This window comes from Clostridium beijerinckii, assembly GCA_003129525.1.
Lineage (GTDB): Bacteria > Bacillota > Clostridia > Clostridiales > Clostridiaceae > Clostridium > Clostridium beijerinckii_D.
Window position 1 is genome coordinate 879,760 of sequence record CP029329.1, and the last position, 13,772, is coordinate 893,531.

A 13,772-nucleotide genomic window follows, 5' to 3' on the forward strand; every position below is an offset into this window, starting at 1 on the left:
AATAATATATTAAAATTTAATTTTCGATTATATATATGATAATTAGTGAATAAACAAACTTAAAATTAATACTATAATTAATCCAACTACAGAATTTATTAGTTCTAATCCACCCCATGTCTTGAAAGTATCTTTTAAAGAAAGACCAAATGTTTCTTTAAATAACCAGAATGATGCATCATTAACGTGTGTTAATGTATTACTTCCTGAAGCAGTAGCTAACACCATTAATGCAGGGTTTACATTGAAAACTGGAATTAATGGTCCAACAATACCTGCTGCTGTAATAGCTGATACTGTACCTGCTCCTGTAGCAAGTCTTAAAATAATAGTTATAAGCCAAGCCATTATAAGTGGTGAGAAAGAAGAACCTTGCATTAAAGTAGCTATATAAGCCCCTACACCAGAATCTAAGATTACTTGCTTAAATGCTCCACCAGCACCAATGATTAAAATAACTGTAGCAACATTTTTAATTGCATCAGCAAATGCATCCATCATTTGATTCATATTCTTATTTAAGTTTAAACCAAATACAAATATACCTACAATTACAGCAACTAACATACTAATTTCAGCACTACCAAAGAAACTAAGAAGAGCATAAGTCGCAGTTTCTGCACCTACCATAGGTTTAAATATAGTTGCAGCAATCATAATTATAGCTGGAATAAGTGGAACTAATAAACTTATTCCAAAACTAGGCATATCCTTTTCATTAATCTCTTGTGTATCTCCTCCTGCTAATACTGGCATAGGTATATCCTTTATACTTTTACCTATTAATTTAGGATATATAAGACCAGAACATATAATAGTTGGAATAATAACAATAATACCTATAATATATACCATACCAATGTCAGCACCATATGCTGATACAAGTGCCACAGGACCAGGTTGTGGTGGGAATAAACTATGTGCACTTGTAGCTGCTGCTACCATGGTAATTTCTAATTTCATGAAAGATATCTTTGCTTCTTTAGCTATACTCATAATAAGTGGAGCTAATATCATAAAAGCAACTTCATAGAACATTGATAAACCAAAAATAATACCTACTAATAAAATACCCCATTGGATATATTTCACTCCAACTTTAGCTAAGATAGTTTTAGCAATTCGTTGTGATGCTCCAGAGTCTACCATGAACTTTCCAAGTACAGCACCAAACGCTACGATAAGAGCTAAACTTCCTAACGTGCTTCCAAATCCAGATTTAATGGTATTAACTACTTTAACAAGTTCCATTCCCTCTAAAAGTCCAACTACAATAGCTGAAATAAGTAAAGCTAAAATACTATTCAACTTAAATTTCATGTTTAAAACTAATAATAAAATTATACCAAATGCCACCCATATTATAGGTGATGCTCCTAAAAATGATCCCATAATATTAATTTCCTCCTTATGTATTAAGACTATTTTTTAATTTTTATTTTTTGTAAGAGTTTACATCTTGCCTCCTCCCATATTGTCAAATTAATCTCATATTTTTAGTATAAATATCCATCTTCTAGGTTTGAGTTATACTAAAATTACTCTGGATAAATAACTAATTTTTTAATAGATTTATCTAGCTTTATACCATTTTTGTAGTGGATTTAATCAACCCAGTAGTACGTTACAATAAAATAACATGAATATAAGTATAGGTTTACACGATGTAGAAAATCCTGATTATTTGTCTTTTCAAATTAATTATATATATTTTTTTGACTTTTTTTTGACTTTTCTTGCTCTAAAAATAATAAATATTGCTATATTATAAGAGCTATATACCACTAATTCACAAAAAATACTAATATATCAAGCATAACTGGTTACATCATCTAATTTTAAATCTAAAATATCAACTAAATCTATAATAGCATCCTATATATGAGCCAATAAAAATATTATCTCAACTACAACTGTATCTATTCACATAACATCTGTATAAAACAACATTAAAATTGAACATATACGGATAGTCGTCGAAATGAGCAATAACTTAAGATTAATTTTCTACAAATATTTCAATACAAGAATATCTTATATAGTTTCATACCATAATAAGATTTAAAATATTCCTGAAAGAAATTATTGATAATATCCTTCAGGAATATTTAGTTTATAAACTGTGAAACCCTATAAATAACATATTTAAAATAAGTTTAATATTCTATTTATACCCCAGAATATGCGTGGAATCCGCCGTCTACAGGAAGTACAACCCCTGTAACAAAGCTAGCTGCTGGTTTTGAAAGTAAGAATAATAATGCTCCTATAAGTTCTTCACTTTCACCATAACGTCCCATTGGAGTACTATTTAAAATTTTATTAGTTCTCTCTTTAGGAGTACCATCTTCATTAAATAATAAATCTTTATTTTGTTTAGTTACAAAGAATCCTGGTGCAATAGCATTTACACGGATACCTGACTTAGCAAAATGAACTGCAAGCCATTCTGTAAAGTTACTTATTGCTGCTTTAGCTCCTGAATAAGCAGGAATTTTTGTAAGTGGAGTGAAAGCATTCATTGAAGAAATGTTTAGGATACTTGCATCTTCTTTATTTAATAAATCCTTAGCAAATACTTGTGTTGGTATTAATGTTCCAAGGAAGTTTAAGTTAAATACAAATTCAACACCTTTAGGATCTAAATTAAAGAATGTAGTAATGTCAGTTTTATCTACATCTCCATCAAAATAATATTCATTAGTTGTTGTTGCTCTAGGATTATTTCCACCTGCACCATTGATTAAAATATCGCAAGTTCCAAAGTCAGCAATAACTTGTGTACGTGCTGCTTCTAAGCTTTCTTTATCAAGTACATCAACTTGATAAGCTTTTGCCATCTTACCAGACTTTGTTATTTCATTTGCATAATTTTGTGCACTTTCAATATTTCTATCTAAAAGAGCTACCTTAGCTCCACACTCAGCAATTGCATTAGCAAACATACTGCAAAGTACTCCGCCTGCTCCTGTAATAACAACTACCTTATCATTTAAATCTATTTGAAATGGTACTTTCATAATAATTCCCTCCTCCTTTTAACTTTATTTTAATTTTTCAAGTGTTTCCCATATACCATTAATATAACTTGCTCCTAATGCACGGTCATATAATCCGTATCCAGGTCTACCTGTTTCGCCCCAAATCATCCTTCCATGATCTGGTCTTAAATAACCTTCAAAGTTATTCTTGTGCAAAATATTCATAATCTTAACAATATCAAGTGAACCACATGCTGAGAAATGAGCCGATTCTTCAAAGCTTCCATTATCTAGAAGTTTTACATTTCTTACGTGCATAAAATGTATTCTTCCTTGAGCACTATATTTTTCAATCATTGCATAAATATCATTTGATTTTGTACATCCTAATGATCCAGTACATAAAGTTAAACCGTTGTTAGGACTATCAACTAATTTTAAAAAACGATCTATATTTTCTTCACAAGTTATTATTCTAGGAAGACCAAATATATCGTATGGAGGATCATCTGGATGTATTGCCATATCAATTCCAGCACCCTCTGCTACAGGGATTATTTTTTCTAAGAAATATTGTATATTTCCCCAAAGGGTTTCTTTATCAACTTTTGAATAATCATCAAATAAGGCTTTTAAGTCCTCTTTTTTATAGCTAGAATCCCAGCCTGGAAGCGATAATTCTCCAGTTAATGGATCCATCTTTTCAAGTTGATCTGTATAATAAACAAGAGCTGTTGAACCATCTTCTAATTCTTTATCTAGTTGAGTTCTAGTCCAGTCAAATACAGGCATGAAGTTATAGCAAATGCACTTTACTCCTGCTTCTCCTAATCTTCTAATATTTTCACTATAGTTTTCTATGTATTGGTCTCTAGTAGCTTTTCCTAATTTTATATCTTCATGAACAGGTACACTTTCAACTATATCAAAAACAAGACCTGATGCTTCAACATCTGCTTTTAACTTTGCTATGCTTTCACGACTCCATACTTCTCCAACTGGTACATCGTAAACTGCTGAAACAACGCTTCTCATATTAGGAATTTGTCCTATATACTTTAATGTTACAGGATCACTTTCTCCATACCATCTAAATGATAATTTCATAATAACCACCTCTTATTAAAAATTTTTTAGATTATTTTTGTTTTTCATTTTCAGTAATTTTAGTATATTTTTATATTACTCATAAGAAAATATCCATTATACGCCTTTACTTTTTTATTTTAACTAATTGTTGTTTCTATATATAAATTATATATAGTTTTTAATCAATATTTATTGCTTTTATTGCTTGAAAAATAATAAATCTTGCTATATTGTATACTTATAAAAATTTTCTTAAATACAATCAAACCTTATTGATAATTAAAATCCAAAGTTAATTTAAGCGTAAACATATAAGTGCAAATGTTTAAGTAATTCAATGTTATGTTTATAAATATTTTAGGAGGTAGCATGAATAATAACATATTCGAATTCACATCAAGACAAGTTATGAATTCATTAGATTTTGAATTTTTTCATTATTCCGATAACCATGATATAAATGTTGAATATCATAATCATGACTTTTATGAGATATTGTTCTTTATCTCTGGAAAAGTTAAGTATATTATTGAAGGAAAAACATATAGTCTTAAACCTAATGACATTCTTCTAACTAACAATAAAGAGCTACACAAACCTGTAGTTGAGCATGGAGCGAACTATGAAAGGATTGTTATTTGGATTGATCCAGACTTTGTAAAATCAATTGAAACTAATGAAACTACTCTTACACTTTGTTTTGAGGATTCATCAAAAAATCATTATAATTTACTTCGTCCAAATATTGATCTTTTCCATCATATTAAAAAAATATATAAAAAGCTTGAAAAGGCTTATAATAGTAATGATTATGGTGATACTCTCCTTAGAAAAATTTATATAACAGAATTGCTAATATACCTTAATAAAGCATATTTTAATACATCTAAAGAAATTGAAATTGACATTAAACATAACTCAAAAATAAGTGCTGTGGTACATTATATAAATGAAAATTTATGTGAAGATTTATCCCTTGACACGTTGTCCCAGAAATTTTATATAAGCAAATATCATTTAAGCCGCCAATTTAAGAAGCACGTTGGTTTTACTATACATCAATATATTAGTAAAAAAAGACTCATTGTTACTAAAATCCACTTGCATGATGGCTCTTCTATAGATTCTGCATATATTGATAGTGGATTTAATAATTATCCTAATTTTTTGAAAGCCTTTAAAGACGAGTTTGGATTTTCTCCAAAAAAATATATTAAATCACTTAATGAAAATAAATTTAACTAACATAAAAGGCTTAACCACTTTAGTTAAGCCTTTTTAATATATCTGGTGCTCCCTATAAGAGCAATTTTGACCATTTTTTCTCAACTATATTAGCCATTCATTTACTACTATATATAAACAATTTCTACACAACGATATTGTTACAATATTCACTACATATGCCTATGTAGTGAATGATATGAAAAGAACATTACTTCTATACCTGATAATATATTCGCCTACCATACTAATAAGCAAAAAAATTAGGATACCATGCAGTACCCTAATTGTTCCTTTTTACTTTAAATAATATCCTACGACTCTGTTAACACATTTGCATCATGTTCTTTCTTATCCTCTCCTGCTATTTTAGGCATCACTATTGATAAAATTAGAGATAGGATAGATATAACTATAAGTATTATAAACAGAACATGCAAAGAACTGTTTAAAGAAAGCTTTATTTGCTCACTGGTGACCGCAGCATTATATGCAGAGTAATTATATAAATTACTTGGGTCAACTCCTTTTATGTCAAGCTGAACAAAATATTTAATTATATATAAATTAAATATACTTCCAAATACGCTTACACCTATTGTTTGCCCTAATGTTCTAAGCAATGAGTTAGTAGCAGTTGCAGCACCTCTTTTGTTATATTCTACAGATTCTTGAACGATTATAGTTAAAGTAGTAAATGCTCCACCAAATCCAAAACCCATTATAAAAACATATGCTAATACTAATATTAGTGAAGAATTTATGTCTAACGTAGACAGTAATATTGTGCTAATAAGTAAAATAACATTAGATATGAGTATTACTGCTTTTGCTCCATACTTTACTATACATTTCCCTAGAATTACTGAAGCTATAAGCCAAGCAACTGACATTGGAGCCAGTGCTAATCCTGATACCTTAGCATTAAAGCCTAATATATTCTGCAAATATATTGGCAAATATACATTTGAACCTATTAATATAGCTGAAGCTAAAAAACTTATTAAGTTTACAATTGTGCTTGTTTTTGTAAATATGTCAAAAGGGATAATGGGCTCTTTTGCTTTTCTTTCTATTTTATAGAATACAGTTAGCAGTATAATAGTTATCACCACTGATATTGCTATAAATATATTATGATTGAAACTTATATTTTCAGTTGATAAAAAAATATTTAAAAATATAATCATTGAAATTGATAAAGTAATAATTCCTGCAAAATCTATATTATGTTTTTTCTTCTTAATGGTTTCCTTTAGATTTCTTTGAATAAGTATAACTGACAATATTCCAAAAGGAATATTTATAAAAAATATCCAATGCCAAGACAGCATATCTATTAATATTCCTCCCAAGAATGGACCTGCAAGACTTGCAATTCCCCATACTGTCCCTATAAGTCCTTGAACCTTCGGTCTTTCCTCCAGTGTAAATACATCTCCAACAATTGTATATGTAACTGTAAATATTGCACCTGCACCTAATCCTTGAATTGCACGGAATCCTATTAACATATTCATAGTCTGTGCTAATCCGCATAAAAAACTCCCAACTAAAAATATTATTATTCCAATTGAAAGTATATTTTTTCTTCCATATAAATCTGACAGCTTACCGTATATTGGAGTAGAAATTGCAGACGTTAATAAATATACTGAAAAAACCAAACTAATAATTTCAAATCCCTGTAACTCCTTCACTATAGTTGGAATGGCCGTAGTCACAACTGTTCCTTCCACCGCACCTAAAAACATTGCTACCATTAATGCAATTACTATATTTCTCTTTGTCGAATACATTCTTTAAATCACTTCCTTATTAAATTTATTAATGAGACTTTGTAATTATATATATATTAAACTATTTGTACAACATAATAGTAACTCAACTTTCTTATCATTAATTATGTGTTAAAATTCAATTATTAAATAATTCTAAAATATTATAAAAAGTAAACAATAGAAAGACGATAGTGTTTAACTTAAATCCTAAAGATAGGTATAAGAATAAATCCTGCCAGTTTATAGTACAACTTTTTGCATGAGAAAAGGCTTAACTGTTACAGTTAAGCCTTTCTTTTATCTGCTTTGGTACTCCCAGCGAGAATCGAACTCACATCTATCCCTTAGGAGGGGATTGTTCTATCCATTTAACTATAGGAGCATATATTTTATAAGAATCAAACTAATGCTTTTTATTCTTACTCATAAATTCTATTATAATTATTTGATCTTGTCAAATATGTTATGCAGATATATCTTGTGTTTATTAAAATGTATGTCTTAAAAGCTTAAATTACAAAATCAATACGTGATTAAGAATTAAATTATTTTCAAAATTTCTTTTCAAAATCACCTTATGAAAAGTGAGAATCCAAATTTTATATTTAGCCAATTCAACTTTCCCTGTGAGAATTTTTTCTTTGGATTCTCGCGCTTCTCAAGTGAGATCAGTCTCCCTTATATTTTACAAATCGAACTCTCTCTTTGATATTCCTACTCAAATATTTCCTGTACATTATAAATTAATGTATTTTAGCTTTAAATTTTCTATTAACCTTAACTCTAAATATATCTACAATGCTAGTTATTAATGGACTTGATATTATTATTACAGATAATGATATTATCCAATGTTCTGGTTGTATTTCAGATAGACTAAATATGTATCTTCCGATTGGAGTTGAAAATCCAAGTACTATAATTCCAAACATTGCCAAACACATTACCGTTTTAAATTTAGTTAATGGCCTTGCAACTCTAAATAATATTACCATACTAATTCCTGAAAACATTAATACTGCTAAAGTTCTACTGTACATCATTGGTAGCTTCATTTGAAGTGCTATTAAGAATGTCATAAGTGTAAATAAAGCAAGTAATATTCCATTTGGAATACTAACTGTCAATATTCTAGTTAAAAATCCTTTTTTAACACCACCAGTGCTAGGTAATAATGCTAAGAAGAATGATGGAATTCCTATAGCACAGCTTCCTACTAAAGAAAATTGTATTGGTAGTATTGGATATTCTATAAATAATATTGAACATATAAATGCTAAAATTATAGAATACACAGTTTTGGATAAAAATAACTCTGAAACCCTCTCTAAATTATTAATTTGTTTTCTTCCCTCTTCAACAACCTTAGGTAGTGCCGAAAAATCCGATTTCATTAATACTAATTGTGCTACAGCTTTAGTTGCATCAGACCCATTTGCCATAGCTATTCCACAATCTGATGCCTTCAAAGCAAGTACATCATTTACTCCATCACCTGTCATCGCAACAGTATGACCCATTTCTTGAAGTAATAAAACAATTTTCTTCTTCTGATGTGGAGTTACTCTTCCAAAAACAGAAGTCTTCTTTATTAATGCCTTTAACGTCTCATCATCCTTTGGCAATTCTCTTGCATCAATATAATTCTCCCATTGAGTTACACCACATCTTCTAGCAACTTCTGAAACTGTAACTGGACTATCTCCAGATATTATCTTTACATTTACGTGTTGCTTGTTAAAATATCTCAATACATCGGGAGCTGCTTCTCTTATAATATCTTCAATTAATATTAAAGCGACGCTTTCTATATTGCCTTCTAAATTATCATTTAATTCATTATTAAGATTTGCTAATAATAAAACTCTTTTCCCTTTTTGAGCTTCATCCTTAACTAAATTTTCTATAAAATGATATTGCTTATTTAATATTATTTCTGGTGCTCCAAGAACCCATGTACCTAATTTCTCAAAGGTAATCCCACTCCACTTCCGCTTAGATGAAAATACAATTTTATCTGTGCATTTTATATTCTTATCATACTCTGTATATTTAGCCAATATAGCTTTCTGCGTTGCGTTATTACAAGGAAGATTATGAATTAAAGCTGCTAATATTATATCTATTTCTTCAGAATCTCTATCACCAACATTCTTTACCTCAGCTAATCTTAAATCACCTTGTGTCAAAGTTCCTGTTTTATCTAAACAAAGCACATCTACTCTTGCTAAAACTTCCGTAGCACACAATTCCTGAACTAAAGTATCATATTTAGACAATTTTATAATTGAAACTATAAATGTCGCACTTGTTAACAACACTAACCCTTCAGGTATCATTCCAATAATTCCTGATACCGCACCTATAGATGCATCTTGCCATGTATATCCTGGAATCCTTAATTGAGTTATTATCAGTAAAGCTGATAGAGGTGGTACAATCCATAGTATTACTTTTAAAATTTTATTTATAGCCGCTTGGAGTTCTGAATTTATTATTTTAAATTGCTTAGCCTCTTCTGCAAGAGTTGAAGAATAAGTTTCTTTTCCAACCTTTTTAACCAATGCATAACCTTCTCCAGCTATAACAAAGCTTCCAGATAATAGTTTATCTCCAGAGCGTTTAGTAATTGCATCTGCTTCTCCAGTTAACATGGATTCATCTATTTCTAATCCATTGCTATGTAAAACTTCTCCATCTGCTAATATTTGCAAACCTGTTTCTAGATAAAGTACATCATCTAAAACAATCTCTTCTATAGGAATTTCTCGTATTTCTCCTTCTCTAAGAACCTTTGCATGAGCCATACTTATGACAGATAATTTTTCTAGTGTATACTTAGCTTTAACTTCTTGAATTACACCAATTAGTGTATTAACTATTATAACACCCACAAATATGGCATTTTTAGGCGAACCCGCCAAAATTATTACTGTAGCAAGTATAAAATTTATGGCATTAAATCTTGTAAACAAGTTTGCCCTTATTATCTGAGTTATGGTTCTTGATGGTGTTTTAGGAATATGATTAACTTTTCCCTCTTTAATTCTTTTTTCAACTTCTGTTGATGTTAGTCCTCTCATATTTTCTTCATTGTTATCCTGTATGTCAAAATTGTTTAAATTCATCAAAATTCCCCTGTCTATGTAAATTATTTTTGCTATACTATTTCATATAATTAAACATTATCATATATATTATACATTCTTTAATATTATTTTTCCCTATATATTTACTTATATTTAAAGTTAAAAATAATATATTAAATCTTTTAATATATTATTTTTTATAATATACTGATTAGTGTAAAAATTAATATATTAAGGATGTGTAATAGCTCATGATAAGAACTATATTTTTTTATCCCTGTATTATAATAAGTCTCATTGTTACTTCTTTTTTAGGAATTAAGGTAAGATTTTTGACTAGTAAAGGTGATATTAAAAAAAGAGAAGAATATATTCATAAAGTAGCTTCTACATGGTCTAGATTTGTAATGAATATATCCGGTGCCAAAATTAATGTTATAGGTCAAGAAAATCTTCCTAAAGATCAAACTGTGCTATTTGTTTCAAATCATCAAAGTAATTTTGATATACCACTTTTACTAAGTTCTATTGATATCCCAAAAGGATTTATTGCGAAAAAGGAACTTGAAAGATGGCCTGTTATTAGTACTTGGATGAAATATACAAATTGCATTTTCATGGATAGATCTAATTTGAGGAAATCTGCACAATCAATAGTTGAAGGGATTAACTTGTTAAAATCAGGTTGCTCAATGGTGATTTTTCCTGAGGGAACCAGAAGTAAAGGAAATCCTGTTGATGAATTTAAAGGTGGTAGCTTTAAACTTGCTACAAAATCAAAATGTCCAATAGTTCCACTAACTATAAATGGAACATATAAGCTACTAGAAGCAAATAATAACATGATTAAAGGTGCAGACATAGAACTGGTAATACATGCGCCAATAGATATCAATACATTAAGCAAAGAAGAATTAGAAAGATTACCTGAAACTGTTCATTCTATTATAAGTAGTAGATACAATGAAAATGCTTGTGCTACATTCCACAATTAATAACGACTTACATTATTCTGCAAATTATTTATGTATAACTTTTAAACTAAAGGCTAAACATAAATAAAATATGATTTTTATTAACTACATTATAGTTTTACATCTTAATTTATACTTATGCGAAAATTTTTTTGACATTTGTCGATTATTTGTGTTATAATAAACTCATTTGACTTATGAATAAAACTTTAGTATTAATTATTAAAGTAAAACTACCCAATTTTAAAATAAAGAAACGAGGATATTTAATGAATGATAATCAATTTGCTACATTAGGTCTTAAGGAGAGTATTGTAAAAGCAATATCAGACCTTGGTTTTACGAAACCATCTCAAATACAAGAACAAAGTATTCCAGCAGCACTTAGTGGTGCAGACTTAATAGGTCAAGCACAAACCGGTACTGGAAAAACTGCTGCCTATACTTTACCAATTATCACTAGAATGAGTGATACACCAGGGATAAAAGCTCTTATTCTAGCTCCAACAAGAGAACTTGCAGTTCAAGTTAATGATGAAATCCAAAGACTTGCTAAATATGAGCACCTTGAAACATTAGCTGTTTACGGTGGAGATTCTATCGACAGACAAATGAGAGCTCTTAGAAAAGGAACTGTAGATATTGTTGTTGGAACACCAGGAAGAATGTTAGATCTTATAAAAAGAAAATGCCTTCATTTAGAGAATGTAGAGTTTTTAGTATTAGATGAAGCTGACGAAATGCTTAACATGGGATTTATTGATGATATAGAAGAGATCCTTAGTCATACTCCAGCTGAAAGACAAACTTTATTATTTTCGGCAACAATGCCTGCTCCAATAGCAAAGCTTGCTAAGAAATATATGAAACCAGATGCTAAACTTATTAGCGTTAAAAAAAGTTCACTAACTGTATCTAAAATTCAACAAAACTATTTTATGATTAATAATAAGCATAGATTAGAAGCTCTTTGTAGATTATTAGATTTAGATAAGCCTAGTTCAGCTATAATATTCTGTAGAACTAAAATAGGTGTTGATGAGCTTGTACAAGAATTGCAATCAAAAGGCTATATGGTTGAAGGAATGCATGGAGACATGACTCAAACTCATAGACAAGCGACTTTAAACAAGTTTAAAAAGGGTACTTTAAGTTTATTAATTGCTACCGATGTTGCTGCTAGAGGTATAGATGTTGAAGGCGTAACTCATGTATTTAATTATGATTTACCTCAAGACGTTGAATCTTATGTTCATAGAATTGGTAGAACTGGTAGAGCAGATAAAAGTGGTACTGCTTATTCATTAGTAACTCCAAAAGACTTATCAATGCTTAAACAAATTCAAAATGTTACTAAAAGTTCAATAACACAAAGACCAGTTCCAACTGCAGAAGAAATAAATAAGAAGAAATTTAAGGATATGGTATCCGAAGTTGAAGAAGCTATTAAAGCTGGAGAACTTACTAAGTTTATTCCAAGTGCGATAGAATTAGCTGAAGCTAATGACCCAGTATCAATTATTGCAGCTTTAATGAAAATTAAGTTTGAAAATGAAAGTGTTTTTGATTATAGTTCAAATAATTTAGATGCACCTAAAAAAGATGATGTTCGTTTATTCTTCTCTGTCGGCAAAAGAGATGGTTTGACTCCAAAATTATTAATTAACTACATAAAAGATATGACACGTGTTAATTCTTCAGTAATTGGTCAAATTGACCTTATGGAAAACTTCTCATTTGTAACAGTAAGCGAAACTGTATCTGCCCAAATATTAGATAAATGCCCAGGTGGAAAAATTAATGCAAAGAGAGTTAACGTTGAAGTTGCCAATAAGCGTAAGAGATAATAACATTTTATTAACTTAATACTCTTACTTAAGGGAAGATTTATTTTTAGGTATATACCTAGAGCTTATCCTCCCTTTTTTATTTTGTAATTTTCTTATAAATATAAAAATTCAAGATTACCATTACGCATTTGATATCTTGCACTCTGTATTTTATATTTACTATATATACAACTAATTATCTTCATAGGAATCCACCTCTATTACATTTGATACACTTTCTAATGCATATTTTTTTTGCATTCTCATACTAAGAATTCCATTATCAATACTTTTAAGTATTTGACTCGTATCTATTCTTTCAATGTTTTCAAACTTCTTGTTATATGCCTTCTTAACAAACATATTACTATAAGTCCCCCAAAAACTTCCTTTTTCTATTTCTGATCTATTTAAATTTATCTCTATTATTCCAGGATCATATCTTATGCTCACTTCTCTAAGGTCAATACCTTTTAAATCTATAGTTAGCAAGTACATATCTTCATATTGCTTAAGATCAATAAAATCACCCTCATTAACGTCCACTGTTTCTTTATAACTTGTATTGTAAAAAGTATCCTTGTAATTTTCTGTAAGCTCATTTATATAAATATTATCTAAAAAAGAGTTCATAACTCTATTTATTTTTTCTATATTCCCTAAGTTAACAATATTGCTAAATCCAAAGGAAAAAATCTTAAACATATTACCCTCCTAATATATTTCTTAACACTATATAATATTTATGAAGTTAGAATTTGTTTAAAATATTTATTTTATTAATCTTATTTTCTCATTTAGTAAA

General features: G+C 29.1%; 9 protein-coding genes and 1 tRNA gene. 3 read left to right on the forward strand and 7 right to left on the reverse strand.

The genetic code is table 11. The annotated features are described in order from the left end of the window. Nucleotides 1-42: 42 nt before the first annotated feature. The 3 genes from DIC82_03550 to uxuA all read right to left on the reverse strand — a co-directional run bounded on the left by DIC82_03550 (nucleotide 43) and on the right by uxuA (nucleotide 4,088). Nucleotides 43-1,392 (reverse strand): gluconate permease, encoded by a 1,350-nt coding sequence (locus tag DIC82_03550; protein ID AWK50204.1) that lies wholly within the window; start codon nucleotides 1,390-1,392, stop codon nucleotides 43-45. A 776-nt stretch (nucleotides 1,393-2,168) separates the two neighbouring features. Further along, complete coding sequence (locus DIC82_03555) at nucleotides 2,169-3,020, reverse strand: D-mannonate oxidoreductase (protein ID AWK50205.1); 852 nt, start codon at nucleotides 3,018-3,020, stop codon at nucleotides 2,169-2,171. 24 nt (nucleotides 3,021-3,044) lie between these two features. After that, nucleotides 3,045-4,088, reverse strand: a complete 1,044-nt coding sequence (uxuA, locus tag DIC82_03560) for a mannonate dehydratase (protein ID AWK50206.1) — start codon at nucleotides 4,086-4,088, stop codon at nucleotides 3,045-3,047. 324 nt (nucleotides 4,089-4,412) lie between these two features. On the opposite strand from uxuA, the gene DIC82_03565 reads away from it, so the two are divergent. Then, nucleotides 4,413-5,315 carry an AraC family transcriptional regulator gene (locus DIC82_03565; GenBank protein AWK50207.1) on the forward strand — a complete coding sequence of 301 codons (903 nt, stop codon included), beginning with the start codon at nucleotides 4,413-4,415 and terminating at the stop codon, nucleotides 5,313-5,315. 293 nt (nucleotides 5,316-5,608) lie between these two features. Here the strand turns inward: DIC82_03565 and DIC82_03570 are convergent, their stop codons facing one another. The 3 genes from DIC82_03570 to DIC82_03580 form a co-directional block, all read right to left on the reverse strand. Further along, nucleotides 5,609-7,093: an MFS transporter gene (locus DIC82_03570; GenBank protein ID AWK50208.1), complete on the reverse strand. Its 1,485-nt coding sequence runs from the start codon at nucleotides 7,091-7,093 to the stop codon at nucleotides 5,609-5,611. 289 nt (nucleotides 7,094-7,382) lie between these two features. Next, nucleotides 7,383-7,457: transfer RNA gene (locus DIC82_03575), tRNA-Arg, on the reverse strand. Between the two features lie 361 nt (nucleotides 7,458-7,818). After that, nucleotides 7,819-10,203: a carbonate dehydratase gene (locus DIC82_03580; GenBank protein AWK50209.1), complete on the reverse strand. Its 2,385-nt coding sequence runs from the start codon at nucleotides 10,201-10,203 to the stop codon at nucleotides 7,819-7,821. A gap of 212 nt (nucleotides 10,204-10,415) precedes the next feature. Here DIC82_03580 and DIC82_03585 point away from each other — a divergent pair, with 212 nt between their 5' ends. Together DIC82_03585 and DIC82_03590 are read left to right on the forward strand one after the other, a co-directional pair. Further along, nucleotides 10,416-11,159, forward strand: a complete 744-nt coding sequence (locus DIC82_03585) for a 1-acyl-sn-glycerol-3-phosphate acyltransferase (GenBank protein ID AWK50210.1) — start codon at nucleotides 10,416-10,418, stop codon at nucleotides 11,157-11,159. Nucleotides 11,160-11,407: 248 nt separating this feature from the next. Beyond that, the gene (locus DIC82_03590) at nucleotides 11,408-12,985 is read left to right on the forward strand and encodes a DEAD/DEAH box helicase (GenBank protein ID AWK50211.1); all 1,578 of its coding nucleotides are present in this window, start codon (nucleotides 11,408-11,410) and stop codon (nucleotides 12,983-12,985) included. Between the two features lie 174 nt (nucleotides 12,986-13,159). On the opposite strand, the gene DIC82_03595 is transcribed toward DIC82_03590, so the two are convergent. Further along, nucleotides 13,160-13,672: a molecular chaperone gene (locus tag DIC82_03595; GenBank protein ID AWK50212.1), complete on the reverse strand. Its 513-nt coding sequence runs from the start codon at nucleotides 13,670-13,672 to the stop codon at nucleotides 13,160-13,162. Nucleotides 13,673-13,772 lie beyond the last annotated feature (100 nt).